At 66.0% G+C, this 20,552-nt stretch carries 20 protein-coding genes; all 20 read left to right on the forward strand.

Annotation, left to right across the window (positions count from 1 at the left end):
• The first annotated feature begins 39 nt into the window (after positions 1–39).
• The 20 genes from nuoD to fabD all read left to right on the forward strand — a co-directional run bounded on the left by nuoD (position 40) and on the right by fabD (position 20,552).
• Positions 40–1,275, forward strand: coding sequence for an NADH dehydrogenase (quinone) subunit D (nuoD, locus tag J4G12_01500; protein MCE2454481.1), 1,236 nt, complete (start codon positions 40–42; stop codon positions 1,273–1,275).
• Positions 1,272–1,928 (forward strand): NAD(P)H-dependent oxidoreductase subunit E, encoded by a 657-nt coding sequence (locus J4G12_01505; GenBank protein MCE2454482.1) that lies wholly within the window; start codon positions 1,272–1,274, stop codon positions 1,926–1,928. The genes nuoD and J4G12_01505 overlap by 4 nt, the downstream gene beginning before the upstream one ends.
• A gap of 1 nt (position 1,929) precedes the next feature.
• Complete coding sequence (nuoF, locus tag J4G12_01510) at positions 1,930–3,222, forward strand: NADH-quinone oxidoreductase subunit NuoF (GenBank protein MCE2454483.1); 1,293 nt, start codon at positions 1,930–1,932, stop codon at positions 3,220–3,222.
• A gap of 7 nt (positions 3,223–3,229) precedes the next feature.
• Complete coding sequence (locus tag J4G12_01515) at positions 3,230–4,894, forward strand: (2Fe-2S)-binding protein (protein ID MCE2454484.1); 1,665 nt, start codon at positions 3,230–3,232, stop codon at positions 4,892–4,894.
• Positions 4,891–6,204 (forward strand): NADH-quinone oxidoreductase subunit NuoH, encoded by a 1,314-nt coding sequence (gene nuoH, locus J4G12_01520; GenBank protein ID MCE2454485.1) that lies wholly within the window; start codon positions 4,891–4,893, stop codon positions 6,202–6,204. Before J4G12_01515 ends, nuoH begins: the two co-directional genes overlap by 4 nt.
• Positions 6,205–6,229: 25 nt before the next feature.
• On the forward strand, positions 6,230–6,712 hold the full coding sequence (locus tag J4G12_01525; GenBank protein MCE2454486.1) for an NADH-quinone oxidoreductase subunit I: 483 nt from the start codon (positions 6,230–6,232) through the stop codon (positions 6,710–6,712).
• Positions 6,713–6,744: 32 nt separating this feature from the next.
• The gene (locus tag J4G12_01530; GenBank protein ID MCE2454487.1) at positions 6,745–7,239 is read left to right on the forward strand and encodes an NADH-quinone oxidoreductase subunit J; all 495 of its coding nucleotides are present in this window, start codon (positions 6,745–6,747) and stop codon (positions 7,237–7,239) included.
• Positions 7,236–7,529: an NADH-quinone oxidoreductase subunit NuoK gene (gene nuoK, locus J4G12_01535; GenBank protein ID MCE2454488.1), complete on the forward strand. Its 294-nt coding sequence runs from the start codon at positions 7,236–7,238 to the stop codon at positions 7,527–7,529. Before J4G12_01530 ends, nuoK begins: the two co-directional genes overlap by 4 nt.
• A gap of 8 nt (positions 7,530–7,537) precedes the next feature.
• Positions 7,538–9,703, forward strand: coding sequence for an NADH-quinone oxidoreductase subunit L (nuoL, locus tag J4G12_01540; GenBank protein MCE2454489.1), 2,166 nt, complete (start codon positions 7,538–7,540; stop codon positions 9,701–9,703).
• A gap of 85 nt (positions 9,704–9,788) precedes the next feature.
• Entirely contained in the window at positions 9,789–11,393 is a 1,605-nt protein-coding gene (locus J4G12_01545; GenBank protein MCE2454490.1) for an NADH-quinone oxidoreductase subunit M, read from the forward strand.
• Positions 11,394–11,427: 34 nt separating this feature from the next.
• Entirely contained in the window at positions 11,428–12,894 is a 1,467-nt protein-coding gene (locus J4G12_01550; GenBank protein MCE2454491.1) for an NADH-quinone oxidoreductase subunit N, read from the forward strand.
• 55 nt (positions 12,895–12,949) lie between these two features.
• Positions 12,950–14,329 (forward strand): phosphomannomutase/phosphoglucomutase, encoded by a 1,380-nt coding sequence (locus J4G12_01555; protein MCE2454492.1) that lies wholly within the window; start codon positions 12,950–12,952, stop codon positions 14,327–14,329.
• A 27-nt stretch (positions 14,330–14,356) separates the two neighbouring features.
• Positions 14,357–15,505 (forward strand): ADP-forming succinate--CoA ligase subunit beta, encoded by a 1,149-nt coding sequence (gene sucC, locus J4G12_01560; GenBank protein MCE2454493.1) that lies wholly within the window; start codon positions 14,357–14,359, stop codon positions 15,503–15,505.
• A 2-nt stretch (positions 15,506–15,507) separates the two neighbouring features.
• Positions 15,508–16,395, forward strand: coding sequence for a succinate--CoA ligase subunit alpha (gene sucD / locus J4G12_01565; GenBank protein ID MCE2454494.1), 888 nt, complete (start codon positions 15,508–15,510; stop codon positions 16,393–16,395).
• Positions 16,392–16,811, forward strand: a complete 420-nt coding sequence (gene ndk / locus J4G12_01570; GenBank protein ID MCE2454495.1) for a nucleoside-diphosphate kinase — start codon at positions 16,392–16,394, stop codon at positions 16,809–16,811. The genes sucD and ndk overlap by 4 nt, the downstream gene beginning before the upstream one ends.
• Positions 16,812–16,933: 122 nt before the next feature.
• Positions 16,934–17,440, forward strand: coding sequence for a DUF177 domain-containing protein (locus J4G12_01575; protein ID MCE2454496.1), 507 nt, complete (start codon positions 16,934–16,936; stop codon positions 17,438–17,440).
• Positions 17,427–17,609 (forward strand): 50S ribosomal protein L32, encoded by a 183-nt coding sequence (gene rpmF, locus J4G12_01580; GenBank protein ID MCE2454497.1) that lies wholly within the window; start codon positions 17,427–17,429, stop codon positions 17,607–17,609. Before J4G12_01575 ends, rpmF begins: the two co-directional genes overlap by 14 nt.
• Positions 17,610–17,632: 23 nt before the next feature.
• Positions 17,633–18,628: a phosphate acyltransferase PlsX gene (gene plsX, locus J4G12_01585; protein MCE2454498.1), complete on the forward strand. Its 996-nt coding sequence runs from the start codon at positions 17,633–17,635 to the stop codon at positions 18,626–18,628.
• Entirely contained in the window at positions 18,625–19,617 is a 993-nt protein-coding gene (locus J4G12_01590) for a ketoacyl-ACP synthase III (protein MCE2454499.1), read from the forward strand. The genes plsX and J4G12_01590 overlap by 4 nt, the downstream gene beginning before the upstream one ends.
• A gap of 56 nt (positions 19,618–19,673) precedes the next feature.
• A complete protein-coding gene (fabD, locus tag J4G12_01595) occupies positions 19,674–20,552 on the forward strand; it encodes an ACP S-malonyltransferase (GenBank protein ID MCE2454500.1) in 879 nt (292 codons plus the stop codon).

Consider the following 20,552-nt stretch of genomic DNA (forward strand, 5'->3'; position numbering starts at 1 on the left):
GCCCGAACCGTCGAGCTCAACATCGCCCCGGGACGCGAGATGGGCCCCGGCGGAAGCACGGTCGTCAGCCCGCTCGCTCCCTTCGACATTCCGGAGCCGGACGCCGGAACCGAGGGCATGCTCATCAACATCGGTCCCCAGCATCCCGCCACCCACGGGGTCCTGCGCCTGGTCTGCGAACTCGACGGCGAGACCGTCGTCCGGGTGACGCCGCATATCGGCTACCTCCACTCCTCCTTCGAGAAGCTGGGGGAGTACCGGACGTGGAACCAGATCGTGACCCTCACCGATCGCATGGACTACCTGGCGCCCCTCGTCTACAACTGCGCCTACGTGATGTCGGTCGAGAAGCTCATGGGCATCGAGGTGACCGAGCGATGCAAAGTGGTGCGGGTCATGCTGATGGAGCTCGATCGCATCTTCGGGCACCTGCTCTGGTTGGGCACCACCGCCATCGACGTGGGGGCTTTCACCCCGTTCCTCTACTGCTTCAAGGAACGGGAGCGCATCTACCAGCTTCACGAGGCCTACACCGGTGCCCGCATCACCACCTCGGCCACCCGGGTGGGCGGCATGATGGCCGACCTCCCCGAAGGTTGGACCGATCAGCTGCGCGACTTCGTCGACACCTTCCCCGACACCCTCGCCGACGTCGACAGGCTCCTGACCGCGAACCAGATCCACATCGGCAGGACGCAGGGCATCGGAACGATCGGCCCCGAGGAGGCCGTCGACGCGGGCTTCACCGGACCCAACCTGCGCGCGACCGGGGTCGACTACGACGTCCGCAAGGACCAGCCCTACTACGACTACGAGACCTACGACTTCGAGGTCCCCGTGGGCGAGCACGGCGACTGCTACGACCGCTACCTCTGCCGGCTGGAAGAGATGCGCCAGAGCGTCCTCATCCTCCGGCAGGCGCTCGACCGCCTTCCGGGCGGCCCAATCGACATCGACGACCCGTCCATCGTGCTGCCCTCCAAGACCGACGCCATGTCGGACATGGAGAGCATGATCCACCATTTCAAGCTCATCACCGAGGGCATTCCCGCCCCTGCGGGCGACTGCTACTTCCCCATCGAGGCTTCCAAGGGCGAACTCGGGATGTACCTCGTCGCCGAGGAAGGTGGAACGAAGCCGGTCCGCTGGCGGGTCCGGCCCCCGTCCTTCGTCAACCTCTCCGTGATACCGAAGCTCGCCGAGGGACACCTCGTCTCCGACCTGATCGTGATCAACGCTTCTCTCGACATCGTGCTGGGGGAGATAGACCGTTGACTAAAGCCCCGTTCGCGAACCCGGGATGGGCAGGAAACACCGGCGACTTCGAACTCACGGAATCCGAGATCAGAGGAAGCGATTTCGTCGGGGAACGCCCCAAGAGCGGCGGACACGCCTCGGGCGCGGGCGCGATGCCCTTCATGTTCCGCCGCCGCGAACCCGATTCCGAAATCTTCCGGGGAGAGTACCTGGAACGAATCGAGAAAGTCGTCTCCCGCTACCCCGACAAGCGGGCCGCCCTTCTCGCCGCGCTCTCGATCGTCCAGGAGATACGGGGCCACGTGGGACACGCGGACATGAGGGAGGTGGCCGAACTGCTCGATCTCCCAACCGCCCACGTGAGAGGGGTGGCGACCTTCTACACCATGTACAACAAGCGCCCGGTCGGGCTGAACCTGGTTCAGGTGTGCACGAACATCTCATGCAGTCTGATGGGCGCGGACGAAGTCTTCCGGGGCTTCCTCGACCACATCGGGGTGCAGCCGGGAGAGACGAGCGACGACGGCGAATTCACCGTCGTCGAGGCCGAGTGTCTGGCCGCATGCGGCTTCGCCACCTGCGTGCAGATCAACTCCCGCTACTACGAAAACGTCTCGGCCGAGGACATCCCTGACATCGTCGCGCATCTGAGATCGGGCGGAGGGGAGTAGAGTGGCGTATCCCTACGTCTCGGAGCGCGAGACCCGGGTCATCTCCCGCGGATTCGGCGACCCGATGCAGCGCGTTCTCGACATCTACGTCCAGCGGGGAGGTTACGGCGCCCTTCGCAAGGCCCTGGGGCTCTCGCCCGGCGAGGTGATCGAGGAAGTGAAGCGATCCGGACTCAGGGGACGGGGAGGCGCCGGATTCCCTACAGGCTTGAAGTGGTCCTTCATGCCCAAGGAGTCGAGGCGCGAGCACTATCTGCTCTGCAACGCCGACGAATCCGAGCCCGGCACCTTCAAGGACCGCGAGCTCATGCGCTGGGATCCGCACCAGCTCATCGAGGGATGCCTGATCGCCGCCCACGCCATCCGCTCCTCCCACGTTTACATCTACTGCCGGGGCGAGTTCTTCGAGGCCAACCAGATTCTGGCGCGGGCGCTGGAAGACGCCTACGCGGGCGGCTTCGCGGGCGACGACATCATGGGTTCGGGCCGTTCCATCGACGTGACGGTGGTTCAAGGCGCCGGAGCATACATCTGCGGCGAGGAGACCGGACTCATGAGTTCGCTGGAGGGCAAGCGTGGACTGCCCCGGGTGAAGCCTCCCTTCCCGGCCGCGGTCGGGGCCTTCGGCGCTCCCAGCACGATCAACAACGTCGAGACGCTGGCCGCCGTGCCGCACATAGTCTCCAACGGCGGTGACTGGTACCGGCAGTGGGGCACGGAAAGGAGTCCGGGCACGAAGCTCTTCTGCGTCAGCGGACACGTGAACAGGCCCGGCAACTACGAACTGCCGCTGGGTTTCCCGCTCCAGGAGCTCATAGACGACGTTTGCGGCGGGATTCCCGGCGGCAAGGCGCTCAAGGCGGTCATTCCCGGCGGCTCCTCCGTCCCGCTCATTGACGCCGCCGATACGCGCGCCTGCGCCTTGGACTACGAAGGCTGTCTCGAGGTGGGCACGATGCTAGGGTGCGCGTCGGTGATCGTCATGGACGAGAGCGCCGACGTGGTCAAGCAGGTGCGGCGCATGGCCGAATTCTACGCCCACGAGTCCTGCGGGCAGTGCACGCCCTGTCGGGAGGGTGCGGCGTGGACGGTGCGCATACTTCGCCGGATCGAAGCGGGGCGGGGAACCATGGAGGACATCGATACCCTCATGGAGATCACCCAGGGCATGGTGGGCACCACGATCTGCGTGCTCTCCGATTCGGTCGCCGCTCCGGTGCAGTCCTCCATAGAGAAGTTCAGAGACGAATACCTCTCCCTCATCCGCCCCGAACACCGGGTCGGAGCCGCCTGACCTCGCCATGCCGCCCTCCTTGGTCAACTTGACGATCGACGGCCGGAAGGTCGCTGTCCGGAAGGGCACGACCATTCTGGAAGCCGCCAGGCAGGTCGGCTCCCACGTTCCGCACTACTGCTATCACCCCGGCCTATCCTCGCCCGCCATGTGTCGGCTCTGCCTGGTGGAGGTCGAGGGAGCGTCCAAACCCATGCCGAGCTGCGTCACCACGGTCCAGGAAGGTCAGGTCGTGCGCGTGAATTCGGAGGAGGCCGTCGGCCACCGGGAGGGCGTGCTGGAGTTCTATCTGGTCAACCACCCGCTCGACTGCCCGATCTGCGACATGTCCGGCGAGTGCGACCTTCAGGACTACGTGCACTACGGAGGCAGGGAACGCGGGCGCTCGCAGGAGCCCAAGAGGGTGTTCGGCAGGGACGATTTCGGGGGCGACGTGCTCTTCTACGGAGACCGTTGCGTGATGTGCACCCGCTGCGTGCGCTTCATGAGCGAAGTGGAGGGAGACGAGCGCCTGACTGTCGTGGAGCGGGGCGACCGGGCGGTCATCGACACCTTCTTCGAGGAAGGGCTGGAGGGGACGAACTGGCACGGCAACATCGTCGACATCTGCCCGGTCGGCGCATTGCTCTCCAAGGACTTTCTGCACAAGGCCCGGGCCTGGGACCTGGAGCATTCTCCGTCGGTCTGCACGAGCTGTTCACAGGGCTGCAACGTCGAGCTGCACGTGCGCGACAACCTCGTCCAGCGAATAAAGCCCCGGGAAAACCTGGCCGTCAACGGCTGGTGGATGTGCGATCACGGGCGTCACAACTACGAGTGGATGAATCGGGGAGGGCGTCTTCAAGAGCCCTACGCGCGAGTGCGCTCCTCCTCGACCGGGAACGGATCCTCGGCAAACGGTTCCTCGGGCAACGGAAGCTCCCCGAACGGCGCAGGACGATCGAGCTGGAGCGCGACGCTCTCTCGGGTTCGCGATGCGCTGATCGCGGCACGGGGTGGCGCCGGGACGCTGGCCGTGGCCTCGCCCTTCCTCTCCAACGAAGACCTGGCGGCCCTCGTACGGCTCGTCGACGCGCTCGGCGGCGGCCGCGTCGTCTACCGTTCCAGACGCGCGCCGGACGAAAATGTGCTCAAAGGCTTCCCGCAGCTTGCCCGGCGGCGCGACCTCGCACCGAACACCACCGGCCTCGGCCTGATGGGAGCCAAGCGGGTGGGCGACGACGACGGCGCCGGCGGCCTGGACCGCGTAGCCGGCCACGACGGCGTCGTGATCGTCGTCGGAGACGCTCTCCACGACCAGATGGACGACTTCGCCGCCTCGGCCTCCGCCTTCATCTACGCCGGGAGTCACGCTCCCCCGTCGGCGCGTTCGGCTCACGCCCTCCTGCCCGTGACCACCTTCGCGGAACAGGAAGGCTCGTTCACCAACCTCGACGGCCGGGTGCAGCGTTTCTCGCCCGCGTTGATTCCGCCGGGATCGGCTCGGCCACCGTGGTTCGTGCTGGGCGCGCTGGCCGCCAGCATGGACGGCGGAGAGATGGCCCGTTCGACTGCGGAAGCTTTCGCCGCGCTCTCCGCTTCCTCGCCCGCCTTCGCCGGCCTCGACTTCGAGGCTCTGCTGGAGGGTGGAGCCATGGCGAAGACGGAGCCCGCCCGCGGAGAAGGTCGATGAACGAGCTCGTACCCATCTCGGGCGGCGCCGCCACCTGGGCGTCGGTCCTCAAGGTGGTGGGGATCTTCTCCATCGTGATGGGAGTCGTCGGCTACTCCACGCTCGCCGAACGCCGCATCGCCGCCTTCATCCAGGATCGCCTGGGCCCGAACCGGGTCGGCCCCTCCGGAATCCTCCAGCCGATCGCCGACGGGATCAAGAGCCTGCTCAAGGAGGAGACCCTTCCGGGAACCGCCTCCCGCACCTTCTTCGTGCTCGCGCCGATACTGGTGATCTTCCCGTCGCTGGTCACCTTCGCGGTGATCCCGTTCGCGGCGCCTCTGCCCACCTCGGCCGGCGTGGTCGACATGGTCATCGCCGACCTGCCCATCGGCATCCTCTACGTGCTCGCGTTCTCCTCGCTCGCGGTCTACGGCGTGGTTCTGGGAGGCTGGGCATCTAACAACAAGTACGCCTTCCTCGGAGGGCTGCGCGCCTCGGCGCAGATGGTGAGCTACGAGGTCGCCCTCGGCCTCTCGCTTCTTGCGGTGCTGATGCTCGCGGGCAACGTCACGCTCACCGAAATCGTCTGGCAGCAGCAGTCGCTGGGCATGTGGTTCGCGTTCCCGCTCTCGCTCGCCTTCATCCTCTTCGTGATCTCGGCCATCGCCGAGACCAACAGGCTCCCCTTCGACCTTCCCGAGGCGGAGTCCGAGCTGGTCACCGGTTACCACACCGAGTACTCGGCGATGAAGTTCAGCGCCTTCACGATTTCCGAATTCGGCCACATGGTCACGAGCTCCGCGCTCATGGCCACCCTCTTCTTCGGAGGCTGGGACCTGCCGGGTTCGTGGGACAACGCCTTCTGGGTCGACGGCCGGCTCATCTCGGGCTACGCCGCCGACGGAACGCCGATCGCCGCCGAACCCGCAGTGTGGAAGAGCCTGGTCACCGGTCTCGGTTTCGGCGCCAAGGTGGCGGCCTTCCTGCTCCTCTACATGTGGATCCGCTGGACGCTTCCCCGGTTCCGGTACGATCAGGTCATGTCTCTCGGCTGGAAGGTCATGCTCCCGACCGCGCTCGCCTATGTCGTCGTCATGGCTCTGACGATACTGACTCTCGACACCGTGGGCGTGGCCTGGGGGTTGAGCTACGGAGCGGTGCTGACCGCGGTCAGCGGAGCCTGTCTCCTGGCCTGCGTCTTCTTCCTCGACCGCGGCCGCGTCATCGCCGGAGCCGCCGCCACCCGAGGACCCCGAGTCGCGGGACGGGGAGGCGTCGCCGGCTCGCCGACCCGGCCCGTTCCCGCCTCCAATTCCCAAGGAGTGTAAGGCCATGGCCATCTCCGTCAAGACGATGAAGCGCCCGGAGCCCGAGCAGACTTCCTATCTGCGCGCGGCGGCGAGCGGGATGGCGCTCACCTTGAAACACCTCGTCCGCCCCGACAAGAACGTGACCCAGCAGTATCCGGAGGAGCCCACCGAGCTCTCTCCCCGCTGGCGCGGCACCCACGTGATGGAGACCCACGCCGACGGACGTCCCAAGTGCGTAGCCTGCGGACTCTGCCCGACCGTGTGTCCGGCCAACTGCATCCGGCTGGTGGGCGGGGAGGACGATCAGGGCAACCGCTATCCGGTCGTCTACGAGATCGACGAATTTCGCTGCATCTTCTGCGGCATGTGCCAGGAGGTGTGCCCGGTCGAAGCGATACATGTCGGTCAGCACTTCGAGAACGCGGAATACGAGCGCGACCGCTTCGTCTACGATCTCGACCGCCTCATGGACCAGTCCCACGAGTCCACGCTTCTCTGGGACCCGGCGGATACGAGGTCCGAGTGACCGCCGATGTCGTCTTCTGGATCATCGCCGCCATGGCGGTGGGGGGTGCGATCGGCGTCGTGATCTCGCGTTCGCCGGTGGCGTCTCTCCTCTACATGGTGGCGACCCTGGCGAGCATCGCCGCCGCCTTCGTCCTGCTCGAGGCGCACTTTCTGGCGGCGATCCAGATCATCGTCTACGCGGGCGCCATCATGGTGCTCTTCCTCTTCGTGATCATGCTGCTCAACCTCGGCCACGATCGGGCGCGCGAACTCAAGCTTGGTGCGCTCTCGATTCTGTGCTTCCTGGTCACGGGTGGCATTGCGGGCATCCTCGCCTTCACCCTCAGGGATCCCGCCTCAGCGGAGACGATGCCGCTCGCCGCCGGTGAGGCCGCGTTCGCCGATTCGCTTGCCGAGCACGGCGCGGTCGGAGTGATAGCCCGCCCCCTCTACACCGATTACGTGCTCGCCTTCGAGGTGACGGGCATACTGCTTCTGGTCGCCATCGTGGGCGCCCTCGCGATCGGCAAGAGGAGCGTCCGGTGATCACGAACTACCTGCTCCTCTCCGCTGCTCTCTTCCTGGTAGGCACCTTCGGCGTGCTCGCGCGCAGGAACGCGATCATCATGTTCCTCTGCATCGAGCTGCAGCTGAACGCGGTCAACCTCGCCTTCGTGGCCTTCAGCCGCATGCACGGCATCGACGGACAGTTGTTCGTCTTCTTCGTGATGACGGTTGCGGCGGCGGAAGCGGCGGTGGGCCTCGCGATCATCATCTCCGTCTTCCGGCACTACAAGTCGGTCGACGTGAGCAAATTCCGACTCCTCAAGTGGTAGCGGGCGCCATGTTCGCGGTGGGAGCGCCGCTGGCCTCGCTCTCCGGCTCCGCGCCGACGGCCGCGGTCCTCGGCGTCGCCCAGGAGCAGGCGCAAGCGGACTTCACGCCGTTTCTCCCCGGACTGATAGTCCTGCTCCCGTTGATAGGGTTTCTCCTGAACGGGGCGCTGGCTCTGGTGTCGGGGCGACGGGCCGCCGACGCGCTGCGCGACGGAGCCCCAGCCGATCACCGGAGTTCGGCTCTGCCGGGGATCATAGGCAGCGGGGTCGTGCTCGCCGCCTTCGCGGTAACCCTGGCCAACTTCCTCGGGATGTTCGACGCCCATCTCGGAGAGGCGGTCACGGTCTCCTACTGGACCTGGATGGTCGCGGGGAGCTTCAGCGTCGACGCCGCGCTGCAGCTCGACCAGCTCTCCACGCTCATGGCGCTCGTCGTGACCGGAGTGGGTTTCCTGATTCACGTCTTCAGCATCGGGTACATGCGGGCCGACCCGGGCTACGCCCGCTACTTCTCCTATCTCAACCTCTTCGTGGCGTTCATGCTCGTGCTCGTGCTGGGTTCGAGCTACGCGCTCATGTTCGTCGGCTGGGAAGGGGTCGGGCTCTGTTCCTACCTGCTCATCGGCTTCTGGTTCAGGGACCGCGAGAAGGGAGACGCCGGCAAGAAGGCGTTCATCGTGAACCGCATCGGCGACTTCGGATTTCTGGTCGGGATGTTCCTCCTCTTCGGGGTCTTCGGCACCCTCGACTACGCGGAGGTGTTCTCGGCCGCGCCCGGAGCTCTCGAGTACGGGGGCGGCGTCGCGACCGCCATCACCCTCTTCCTCTTCCTGGGAGCGGTGGGAAAGAGCGCCCAGATTCCGCTGCACGTCTGGCTGCCCGACGCGATGGCCGGTCCCACGCCGGTAAGCGCGCTCATTCACGCGGCCACTATGGTGACGGCCGGCGTCTACATGATCGCCCGCTCGTCGGCGCTCTACTCGCTGGCGCCGGCGTCGGGAGCCGCGGTCGCCGTCGTAGGAGCGCTGACGGCGATCTTCGCGGCCACCATCGCGCTCAAGCAGTACGACATCAAGAAGGTGCTGGCCTACTCCACCGTATCCCAGCTCGGCTACATGTTCGTCGCGGTCGGAGTGGGCGCGTACACCGCAGGTGTCTTCCATCTGGTCACCCACGCCTTCTTCAAGGCCCTCCTCTTTCTAGGAGCGGGCGCGGTGATCCACTCCATGCACGAGGCCTACCACGCCACGCATTCCCACGAGGACGCCCAGGACATGCGCAATATGGGCGGGCTCTCCAAGCGCCTGCCCGTCGTCTGGATCACGATGTGGGTCGCGACGCTGGCTATCGCCGGAATCTGGCCCTTCGCGGGCTTCTTCTCCAAGGACGAGATCATCTGGAAGATCGCCGCGTTCGGAGGTGCCGAGAGAGCGCCCTACCCGGTCCTCTACACGCTCATTTGGGTGATCTCGCTCGCTGCGGCTCTCCTCACCGCCTTCTACATGACCAGGATGATGGTCATGACCTTTTCGGGAGCCAACCGCACCGGCAAGGCCGAATGGGGACACCTGAAGGAGGCCCCCGCAGTCATGTGGCTGCCGCTGGTCCTGCTTGCGGCTCTCTCGATCGGCGGCGGCTGGATGAACGTGCCCGAAGAGATCCGCCAGAGCTTTCTGGGCCTCGGGCCGCTTACCAGCGAGTGGCTGCATCACTGGTTGGAGCCCGTGACCGCCGTCGCGCATTCGGTGCAGGACGCCAACCTCGGCGAGCTTGCGCACGCGGCTCCGTTCGGGGGAGGCGAGCTGGACTGGGCCGTCGTTTCCACCCTGCTCGCGCTTGCGGTCGTCCTTATCACCTTCTGGTCACGCTCCAGGAGAGAGGTGACAAGGGCGGCCGAAGCCCCTCCGCTCGTGGGCTTCGGGAAGGTTCTCAATCGCAAGTGGTACGTCGACGAGTGTTACGACGCTGCGGTCGTGCGACCGCTGAAGGCCGCGTCCCGTTTCTGCTGGAAGGTGATCGACGCCGGCGTCATCGACGGGATCGTAAACGGCGTGGGTCACCTGGCGCGCGGCGCGGGCGTCTTCGTCAGCTTCGTTCAAAACGGCGGCGTGAACCGATACGCCCTCGTGGTCACCATAGGCGTTCTGGTGATTCTGGCAGCTCAGGCGCTCTAGTGCGGCCCATGAGAAAGATCCCCCGGTATTCCCGAGCGGCGATTCCTTCGCGCTCGTCCGCGGACCGCAAGGAGACCTTGGCGCGATGACCTCGTTCCTAGACGCCGTCGGATACGGAGACTGGATCCTCCACGCCCTCATCTGGCTGCCCGCCGCAGGCGCCGGACTGGTGCTGGCCTCCGGCGAAACGCACGCCCGGAAGATCGCGGGATGGCTCGCAGGTCTCCTCTTCGTTCTCTCGCTAGGGCTCTGGTGGGCGTTCGACCCGGCGGGCGGAATGCAAATGGAGTCGAGCCTCGCATGGATACCGGCCTGGGGCGTAAGCTACTCCCTCGGGATCGACGGCATCTCGCTCTTCATGGTCATGCTGACCACGTTCAGTTCGCTGGTGGCCGTCGTCGGCTCCTTCAACTACATAAGGGATCGTCAGAGAGGATTCTACGCTCTGATGCTAATGCTTCAGGGAGCGGTGGTGGGGGTTTTCACAGCAAGCGACCTCCTCCTCTTCTACATCTTCTTCGAGCTGACCCTGGTGCCGATGTACTTCATCGTCGGCGTCTGGGGAGGCGAGCGCAGGGTCTACGCTGCCATCAAGTTCTTCCTCTACACGGCCTTCGGGTCGCTGCTGATGCTGGTGGCGATCCTGTATCTCGGATTCACGGCCAACGAGCAACTTGGAGTCGCCACCTTCGCCTACGACGACTTTCTCCGGCTCGACCTCTCGCTCACCGAACAGCTCTGGCTCTTCAGCGCGTTCGCGATCGCCTTCGGTGTCAAGGTCCCGGTCTTCCCCCTCCACACCTGGCTGCCAGACGCCCACGTCGAGGCTCCCACACCCGGTTCGGTCATCCTGGCCGCCGTCCTTCTGAAGGTGGGCACGTTCGGATTCGTGCGCTTTCTGCTGCCGCTCTTCCCGCTCGCCGCGCAGCACGGGACAGTGACGACGGTGATGCTCGCGCTCGCCGTGGTGGGCATCGTCTACACCGCCTGGGTGGCGGCCGTCCAGCCCGATGCCAAGAAGCTCGTCGCGTACACGTCGGTGGCTCACATGGGCTTCGTCGTGCTGGGTGTGTTCGCGCTCACGACCACGGGGATACAGGGCGGAATGGTGGTGATGATCTCGCACGGCATCTCCACGGGGGCGCTCTTCCTCCTGCTGGGCATGCTCTACGAGCGACGCGCCACCCGGAGGATCGACGCCTTCGGCGGACTTGCGCGGGTAGCTCCCCTGCTGGCGACCGCCTTCGTCATAACCGCGCTCGCTTCCATCGGGCTCCCTGGAACGAGCGGATTCGTGGGCGAGTTCCTGGCGCTTCTGGGCGCGTTCGAGCGACACCCGTGGTTCGCGGGAATCGCCACTCTCGGCGTGATCTTCGCGGCGTACTACATGCTGCCCATGGTCCAGCGCATTTTCTTCAACGAGCTCTCCGAGCCCGCGAACGGAAGGATTCCCGACCTGTCGAGACGAGAACTCGCTATCCTCGCCCCCATGTGCGCGCTCATGATCTGGATCGGCGTCCAGCCCGGTCCCATGCTCGAGCGCATGGAGCCTAGCGTCCGGGCCGTGGTCGAACGGGTGGAGAGTGGTACGGTCGGTGGACCGGCGGACGGCGGACCGCTTGCGGAGGTCGAGACGGTGGAAGAATCCGCCGATTCGAACGTCACGGACACCTCCAACCCGGACTTCTGAGCCGATGGATCTCGACCTGACCAAGGCAGGTTCCTTGATCTGGGCCGCGGCGCCCGAGATCGTTCTGAGCGTCACCGGGATCCTGGTTCTCCTGAGGGGCGCAAGGGGAACACCGTCCTCGAAAGGCGATCTCTCCCTGGGAAGCAGCTCCGCCGGCTGGTTCTGCCTCTTCGGAATTCTCGTCGCCGCCGCCGCCAACGGCTGGCTGCACGGCGTCCACGTCACCGAGGCCGGCGGCCCGCTGGCGCTGGACGGTCTGCGCCTCTATTCGAACTGGATACTGCTTGCCGCCGCCGCAGGCACCACGCTGATCTCGTTCGGCTACAACTACCGGATGAAGCTCCAGCCCGGCGAGTATCACGGCCTCATCCTCTTCGCCACGGTGGGCATGATGCTCATGGTGGGCGCCGCCGACCTCATGCTGCTCTTCCTCGGCCTCGAGGTCATGTCGATCGCCGTGTACGCCATGGCGGCGCTCGACCGGCGGTCGAGGCAGTCGGCCGAAGCGGGCATCAAGTACTTTCTCCTCGGTGCCTTTTCAACCGGATTCTTCCTCTACGGCATCGCCTTCATCTACGGCGCGACGGGAAGCGTCGAGTTCGAGGCGGTAAAGCAAGTCCTGGCATCCGGAGCAGCGGATCGCGACTTCCTGGTGATCGGCGTTCTCCTTCTCGTGATCGGCTTCGGCTTCAAGGTCGCCGTGGTGCCCTTCCACATGTGGACTCCAGACGTCTACGAAGGCTCACCGGCCCCGGTGACTGCCTGGATGTCCACGGCGGTCAAGGCGGCCGCCTTCGTGGCCTTCCTGCGGGTCTTCTTCACGGTCTTCGACGGCCCGGCCGAATACGAGATCTGGCATCCGGTGCTGCTGTGGCTGGCCGCCATAACGATGGTCGTCGCCAATCTGATCGCACTGGCGCAGGAAAACGTCAAGCGCATGCTGGCCTATTCGAGCATCGCCCACGCCGGCTATCTGCTGGCGGCGATCGCGGCGGGCAACCAGGCGGGCGCGGACGCGCTTCTCTTTTACCTGCTCATCTACACGGTGTCGAACCTCGGCGCGTTCGCGATAGTCATAGCCGTTTCCCACCACTCCGAAGAACGTCTCGACGTCAACGACTACCGCGGAATCGGACGCGCGAGTCCCTTGCTCGCCCTCCTGCTCACCGTCTTTCTGCTCTCGCTCGCCGGTTTCCCGGGCACCGGCGGTTTCATGGGCAAGATCTTCATACTCCGGAGCGCCGCCGACGCCGGTCTCTGGCCCCTCGCGGTGACCCTGGTGTTGACGACGGTGATCTCCTACTGGTACTATCTGCGCCTCGCCTGGAAGATGTGGATGAACGCCGGCGAAGAAGGGGCGCACGCGCACCTTGCCGCTCCGCTCCCCATGCGACTCGCTCTCTTCGCCTGCTTGGCGGTGGTCCTCTATACCGGGATCTTCGCGGGCGAACTCCTCGATGTGGTCACCGACAGCGCGGCCGTCCTGGAAGCAGGACGGTAGGCGGGACCCCGAACACACCCCGCGACCTGCCGAAACAACTCCCGTATCGAACGAAATGGAGCTTCCACGTCACATCTTCCGCGAGTACGATGTCCGGGGCATCGTAGGGAAGGATCTCAACGCGGAAATAGCCGAGCTGGTCGGACGCGCCTTCGCCTCCCAGGTGCGGGACCGCGCGAACACGGCCTCGGTCAGGGTGGCGGTCGGGCGAGACAATCGGCCCTCGTCGCCTTCGCTCCGCGACGGTCTCGTTCGAGGGCTCAGAGCCGCGGGCGCCGGCGTCGTCGACGTCGGGGAGGTGCCCACCCCGACCCTCTATTGGTCCGAGGCCACGTTGGGAGTCGATGCCGGTTGCCAGGTGACGGGCTCGCACAACCCTTCGAAATGGAACGGCATCAAGCTGGTATACGGCGGTGATTCGCTCTACGGCAAGAGTATTGGGGATCTCCGTAGACGCATCGTCGAGCGCGACCTGCGCTCGGGCTTCGGAAGCTTGGAAGAGGTCGAGACTCTCGACAGCTACGTCGAGGACCTCTCGGGACGCTTCCAGCTGGCCCGCCCGGTGAAGCTCGTCGTCGACGCCGGCAACGGCGTGGGATCTCTCGTCGCCGAACGCCTACTTACCGCGATCGGAGCCGAGGTCGCTCCGCTCCACTGCGAACCCGACGGCACATTTCCCAACCACCATCCCGACCCCACCGTCGACGAGAATCTGCAGGATCTGATCTCGCTGGTGCGCTCGGGCGACTTCGAACTGGGCGTAGGCTTCGACGGCGACGCCGACCGCCTGGGCGCGGTCGACGAACACGGAGGAATCGTGCGCGGCGACGTGCTCCTCCTCCTCTTCGGCCTGGATGCGCTGCGGGCGCGGGGTCCGGGCCGGAAGCTCGTCTTCGACGTGAAGTGCTCCCGTATCCTGCCCGAGGTCTTTTCCGCGCACGGAGGCGTTCCCGTGATGTGGAAGACAGGCCACTCGCTCATCAAGCGCAAGATGAAGGAGTGCGGCGCCAGCCTGGCTGGCGAACTCTCCGGCCACTTCATTCTCGCCGACGGGTACCGCCCCTTCGACGACGCTCCCTTCGCCGCCTGCCGGCTCGCCTCCATCGTCTCGCGGGCGCCGGAGCCGCTCTCCGCGATCGTGTCCCGCTTCCCTAAGTACGTCTCGACCCGCGAGGTGCGGGCAGCGGTTCCCGAGGCCGACAAGTGGAGGATCGTCGAGGAGGTCTCGACCCTGCTCGCGAGTCGCTACGAGGTGAACACGATCGACGGCGTGCGGGCCGACGCCGGCTACGGCTGGGCGCTGGTTCGCGCCTCGAACACTCAGCCTGCGGTTACGGTGCGCTGCGAGGCCAGGACGAGAGAGCAGCTCTCGGAGCTGTCCGCCGAGGTGGAGGATGCGCTCGCTCGCGCCGGAGTCGAAGTGGCACTCTCATGACACTCACGATCTCTTGAGAACCATGTAATGGACCTACACGAATACCAGGCTCGCGAGCTCTTCCGCAGGGCCGGGCTCGACGTTCCTCCCGGCACGGTCGCCTTCACCGCCTCGGAGGCCGAGGCCGCCGCCCGGAAGTTCGGCGGGCGCGTGGTGGTAAAGGCGCAGGTGCACGCGGGAGGACGCGGCAAGGCGGGCGGAGTCAAGCTCGCCGCCGGTCCCGGCGAGGCGCGGACGCACGCCGCCGACATCCTAGGCATGAGCATCAAGGACCTTCCGGTGCGGCGGGTGCTGGTATGCCCGGCCGAGGAGATCGCGAGCGAGGCCTACCTCGGCCTCACTATCGACCGAGAGCGGCAGCAGGCGGTCTTCATGGTCTCGCCCGAGGGCGGGATCGACATCGAGGAGGTCGCCCGACGCTCACCGGAACGGATCCGCCGTCTGCACGTGGACCCTCGGTACGGCATCCTTCCGCACCAGGCGAGGTCGCTCGCCAACTTCCTATACGACGATCCGAAGCTGATCGGGGCGGCGAGCCGCGCCATCGCCGCACTCTACCGGGCGTTCACCGATTCGGGAGCCTCCATGGCCGAGATCAACCCGCTCATCGTCAGCGAAGACGGTGCGGTGAAGGCCATCGACGCCAAGATGAGCATCGACGACAACGAGCTCTTCCGCCGGCCGGCCATCGCCGAACTGCGCGACGCCGAGACCGAACCCGACTCCGAAACCAAGGCCAGGGAGGCGGGGCTCTCCTACGTCAAGCTCGACGGCCAGGTCGGCTGTTGCGTCAACGGCGCCGGGTTGGCCATGGCGACCATGGATCTGGTCAAACACTACGGCGGCGAACCGGCCAATTTCCTGGACATAGGCGGATCGTCCAATCCCGACAAGGTGGTCGCGGCACTCGACATCATCTCGTCCGACCCCGCCGTCCTCGTGATCCTCTTCAACATCTTCGGCGGCATCACTCGCTGTGACGATGTCGCGAACGGGATCGTCGAGGCGTTGGATCGGATCCAGATCGACGCGCCCATCGTCATCCGCCTCACGGGAACGAACGAGAAACGAGCCCTCGAGATCCTCCAGGGAGCCGGGTTCTCCGCCTATACCTCGATGGACGACGTCGTGATTAAAGCGGTCGAGATAGCGAGCCGGAAAGGGGAGGGAAACTGATCGTGGCCATATTCGCGGATCGGAGCACGCGTCTGATCGTCCAGGGAATCACGGGTAGGGACGGATCGTTCCACGCCCGCGAGATGATCTCCTACGGCACCCAGGTCGTTGCCGGGGTGACGCCCGGAAAGGGCGGACAGGATTTCAAGGGACCGACGGGCGAGGTCGTGCCCATTTTCGACACCGTCGACGAGGCTGCGGACGCGACCGACGCCAACGCCTCCGTCATCTATGTGCCGCCCGCGTTCGCCGCCGGTGCGATCATGGAGGCTGCGGACGCCGGAATCTCCCTCGTGGTCGCCATCACCGAGGGGATCCCCGTCCTCGACATGGTGCGGGCGCACGCTTTCGCCAAGGACCGCGGAGCCAGGGTGCTCGGACCGAATTGCCCAGGGCTATTCACCCCCGGACAGTGCAAGATCGGCATCCTGCCGGCCCAGATAGTCTCCGAAGGCCCCGTAGGCGTGGTCTCCCGCTCGGGAACCCTGACCTACGAGGCGGTCTTCCAGCTGACGAACGCCGGACTCGGCCAGTCCACCTGTGTGGGCATCGGAGGCGACCCGCTCATCGGCACGGATTTCATCGACTGTCTGGCCGCGTTCGAAACGGACCCCGAAACCGAGGCGGTGGTGATGATCGGCGAGATCGGGGGAACCGACGAACAGGAAGCCGCCGCGTTCGTCAACGAGGAGATGTCGAAGCCCGTGGTCGGCTTCATAGCCGGCCGTACGGCCCCGCCGGGCAGGAAGATGGGTCACGCCGGCGCCATAGTCTCCGGCGCGTCCGGAACTGCCGAAGAGAAGGTGAGAGCCTTCAACGAGAACGGTGTGGCGGTCGCCGACCGACCCGTCGATCTGGTCACCTTGGTGAGGGAGGGGATGGGAGCTTGAACAGGACGCTCGCAATCATCAAGCCGGACGCCGTCGAAGCCGGCAACGCCGGAAAGATCATCGCGCACCTCGAACAGGGTGGATTCCGCGTGCTGGCCATGCGCATGACCCGTCTGAGCGCGGCCGAGGCGGGCGCCTTCTACGCGGTTCACCGGGAGAGGCCGTTCTACGGCGAGCTCGTCGAGTTCATGACCTCTGGTCCGGTCGTGCCCATGGCGCTCGAGGCGGAGGGAGCGGTAGCGAGTTTCCGCGAAGCCATCGGCGCCACCGATCCGGCCGAAGCCGCGCCCGGAACGGTGCGGGCGCTCTATGCCGAGTCGAAGGGGCGGAACGCGATTCACGGCTCGGATTCCGAAGAGAACGCCGCTCTCGAGATCTCCTTCTTCTTCCCGGAGCGGGAATTCGCCGAGGAGTAGGACAGATCGGGAAAGATCGTCGCTCGACGTCCCCCCAGTCCTCGTCCGAACCCCGCGCGGTCGGCGGCACTGGACCTGCAAGAGCGTCTGGGCTAGATTTGTGGGCTATGCCTGTCGTTGACTTGTCCCGCCTTGCGCGGGAGGGATCGGTGGTGGTCAGGGATCGGATCGCGCCGAACTCTCCCATGTGGAGAGATTGCGACCTGCCTTGGTCCGCGTCCGTGACCTTGGAGGCGACGGCGGGGGTGGCGGGAACCGGTCAGATAGTCGTGCGCGGCAGGATGACCGGGACTCTCGGACAGGAGTGTCGCAGGTGCCTGAAGCCGACCGAGACCGAGATCGCCAACGAACTCACCATGGTCTTCGTCACCTCCGACGACCCGTGCGCATCCGAGTACGGGGTCCACTCATACGAAGCGGGGAAGGAGCTCGACCTTTCAGAAGCCATCCGCGAGGAAGCCGTGCTCGCATTCGACCCTTACGTGTTGTGCACTGAGGACTGCCGCGGGCTCTGTACCAATTGCGGAGCGAACATGAACCTGGAGCGGTGCTCGTGCGCCGCCGACCCGGCTCACCCGGCCTGGAACAACCTCAAGGCCCAGTTGGAGAACACTCATGGCGGTACCTAAGCGAAGAACATCGAAGCAGCGCAAGCGCAAGCGGCGCACGCACTACAAGGCCGCGCCCGTTGCGGTTCACGTCTGCCCGAACTGCGGGGACATGAAGGCTCCCCACAGGGTGTGTCCCGTATGCGGGCACTACCGGGGAGAGCGCGTGCTCGATATCGATCTCGACTGACCTAGGTCCTCTGGAGTCGACCCGTGCGTATCGCACTCGACGCCATGGGCACGGATCGAGCCCCAGGACCCGAGGTCAGGGGGGCTCTCGACGCGGTCGCTCGATTGGGCTCGGACGTCGAAATAGTGCTGGTCGGCGACAGGGAGGTACTGGAAAACGAGCTCGCCGCACATCCGCGCACCCGCGGCCGGATCACGATCTCTCACGCCCCCGACCGAGTGCGTCCGGACGATCCGCCCGCGACCGTCATGCGTCGGAGGCCGGATTCTTCCGTGGTGCGCGGCCTGAGGCTTCACCGGAAGGGTGAGGTGGACGCCTTCGTCAGCGCAGGCCCGACCGGAGCGGTCATGTCCGCCGCGCTCTTCTCCCTGAAACGAATCCCCGGCGTCGAGCGTCCGGCGATCGCGACCCTCGTACCCACCGTGAAGGGGCAGTGCCTGCTGCTGGACTCCGGAGCGAATCTGGAGTGCAAGCCCAAGCACCTGGTGCAGTTCGCTCACATGGGAGTCGGCTACGTTCGACGCGCGCTGGGCCACGAGAACCCGGCCGTAGGGCTGCTGAACGTCGGCGAGGAGCCTCGCAGCGGAGGTGAGGTTCTCCGTGAGACCTTCCGCCGGCTGTCCACGGACGGCTCGCTCGATTTCGTGGGAAACGTGGAGGGCCGGGATCTGGTCACCGCGACCTGCGACGTCGTGATCTGCGACGGATTCGTCGGTAACGTGCTCCTCAAGTTCTACGAGTCCGTGGCCTCCGTGCTCTTCCGACTTCTGAAGGATCCCGTTCCCGGGGCCTGGGACAACGACGACAGGCTCGATCGCGTCTTCAAGGTGCTCGACTACGCGGAGGTCGGCGGCGCTCCGTTGCTCGGAGTGCGGGGAGTGCCCATCATCTGCCACGGAGGCTCGTCTCCCAAGGCGATCCGCAACGCCCTGCGCGTGGCGGCGAGGGCCGTGCGGTCAGGGGTCGTGCGTCACTCCGCCCGCGAATTCCAATCCCTGGCAGCCCTGAGGCCCGCATGACCGCGAACCCGACTGCACGCATCGCGTCCATCGCGAGATACCTTCCCGACAACGTCGTCACCAACCACGATCTCTCCTTGCGGGTGGACACCACGGACGAGTGGATAAGGACGCGAACCGGCATACGCGAGAGAAGGATCGCGCCGGATTCGCTTCTCGTCGCCGACATGGGCAAGGAGGCGGCGACGACCGCCCTCCGGCGCGCGGGACTCGAGGCCGACGATGTCGATCTGCTTCTGGTGGCCACGGCGACTCCCGACCGCTGGCTGCCCGCCACGGCGTGCGACCTCCAGGCCCGGCTCGGGGCCGTGAACGCCGCCGCCATGGACGTGATGGGAGCCTGCACCGGCTTCATCTACGCCCTTTCCCTTGCCGAAGGATACGTCGCCGCAGGCCGGGGAGAGACCGTTCTGGTGGTCTCCACCGAAAAGATGAGCTCGATCGTCGACTGGGAGGACCGGTCCACGTGCGTGCTCTTCGGCGACGGCGCGGGTGCGGCGGTGGTGGTGCCCTCCAACGGTTCAGGTCGCGGCGTGCTCTCCAGCCACCTCGGCTCCGACGGGAGGCTCGCCGAACTCCTCGTCCGGCCTGCCGGCGGCGCGGCCGTCCCCATCACTGCGGAGGTCCTTGACGACAAGTCCCACCTGATCAGGATGGCGGGTCGCGAGGTCTTCAAGAACGCCGTCCGCAACATGGCCGACTCCTGCAACCGCGTGCTGGACGATGCCGGGCTGAACGTCGACGACGTCGACCTGCTCGTGCCTCATCAGGCGAACAGCCGCATCATCGATGCGACCGCCAGATACGCCGGCCTGCCCATGGATCGGGTCTTCACGAACATCGAGCGCTACGGGAACATGAGTTCCGCCACGGTTCCCATCGCCATCGACGAAGCGGTCGAGCAGGGTCGAATCGTCGAGGGGTCGGTTCTGCTCACGGTCGCGTTCGGCGCGGGCCTTACCTGGGGAGCGATGGCGATCCGGTGGTGACGGTCGAACCGACCCGGGCTCTTCTATTTCCCGGCCAGGGCTCCCAGCATGTCGGCATGGCCGCGGATCTGGGTACGGCCGGCACCCGGGTCCACGACACGTTCGCCGAGGCCGACGACATTCTCGGCTTCTCCCTCTCCCGACTGATGGCCGAGGGCCCGGAGGAGGTCCTTACCGAGACGCGGAACGCCCAGCCGGCGATCCTGACTCACTCGGTCGCGGTTCACCGGGCGCTGGGCGAGAGGATCGGCGCTCCCCTCGTCGCCGCAGGCCACTCTCTCGGCGAGTACAGCGCCTACGTGGCCGCCGGGACGCTCACCTTCCGAGACGCGCTCCTCGCGGTACGCAGAAGGGGCGAACTCATGTTCGCGGCCGGAGACGCGCGCCCGGGGGCGATGGCCGCCGTTCTCGGCCTGACCCACGATGCGGTTCGCGAAACCCTGAAAGCGGTGACCGCGGGCATCTGCGTTCCGGCCAACTTCAACTCCCCGACCCAGGTCGTGATCAGCGGTGACCGCAAGGCGGTCGAGGAGGCCATGGCCGCTCTCGACGAAGCCGGCGCCCGCCGCGTGGTCCCGTTGCCGGTGTCGGGCGCGTTTCACTCGCCGCTGATGCTGCCGGCCGCCGAGGAGCTCCGAACGGAGCTCGAAGGGACCGAGTTCCAGGACCCGGCTTTCCCGGTCGTGTCCAACGTCACGGCATCTCCGATCGTCGACGGTGCGCGCGCTCGCGAGCTTCTCGCCCGTCAGTTGACCGCGCCGGTCAGATGGTCCGAGTCGGTCGAGACCATGCTCGAGGCCGGAACCCGTTCGTTCGTGGAGATCGGTCCGGGAAGAATTCTCGGAGGAATCAATCGACAGATTGCCCGACGCGTGCCGTGCGTCTCCATCGGCCGTTTCGCCGATCTGGACAAGCTCAAAGACGAGGGAGCGTGA

The sequence above is a fragment of the Gemmatimonadota bacterium genome (genome assembly GCA_021295815.1).
In the GTDB taxonomy this organism is placed as follows: Bacteria; Gemmatimonadota; Gemmatimonadetes; order Longimicrobiales; family Gaopeijiaceae; genus JAGWBQ01.

What these genes read in the sequence shown, in the direction of transcription:
- nuoD (MCE2454481.1), top strand. Translation starts at nt 40, where the DNA reads ATGGGCCCCGGCGGAAGCACGGTCGTCAGCCCGCTCGCTCCCTTCGAC.
- sucC (MCE2454493.1), top strand. Translation starts at nt 14,357, where the DNA reads ATGGACCTACACGAATACCAGGCTCGCGAGCTCTTCCGCAGGGCCGGG.
- J4G12_01515 (MCE2454484.1), top strand. Translation starts at nt 3,230, where the DNA reads ATGCCGCCCTCCTTGGTCAACTTGACGATCGACGGCCGGAAGGTCGCT.
- nuoH (MCE2454485.1), top strand. Translation starts at nt 4,891, where the DNA reads ATGAACGAGCTCGTACCCATCTCGGGCGGCGCCGCCACCTGGGCGTCG.
- J4G12_01530 (MCE2454487.1), top strand. Translation starts at nt 6,745, where the DNA reads ATGGCGGTGGGGGGTGCGATCGGCGTCGTGATCTCGCGTTCGCCGGTG.
- fabD (MCE2454500.1), top strand. Translation starts at nt 19,674, where the DNA reads ATGGCCGCGGATCTGGGTACGGCCGGCACCCGGGTCCACGACACGTTC.
- J4G12_01555 (MCE2454492.1), top strand. Translation starts at nt 12,950, where the DNA reads ATGGAGCTTCCACGTCACATCTTCCGCGAGTACGATGTCCGGGGCATC.
- J4G12_01545 (MCE2454490.1), top strand. Translation starts at nt 9,789, where the DNA reads ATGACCTCGTTCCTAGACGCCGTCGGATACGGAGACTGGATCCTCCAC.
- J4G12_01525 (MCE2454486.1), top strand. Translation starts at nt 6,230, where the DNA reads ATGAAGCGCCCGGAGCCCGAGCAGACTTCCTATCTGCGCGCGGCGGCG.
- rpmF (MCE2454497.1), top strand. Translation starts at nt 17,427, where the DNA reads ATGGCGGTACCTAAGCGAAGAACATCGAAGCAGCGCAAGCGCAAGCGG.
- nuoL (MCE2454489.1), top strand. Translation starts at nt 7,538, where the DNA reads ATGTTCGCGGTGGGAGCGCCGCTGGCCTCGCTCTCCGGCTCCGCGCCG.
- J4G12_01590 (MCE2454499.1), top strand. Translation starts at nt 18,625, where the DNA reads ATGACCGCGAACCCGACTGCACGCATCGCGTCCATCGCGAGATACCTT.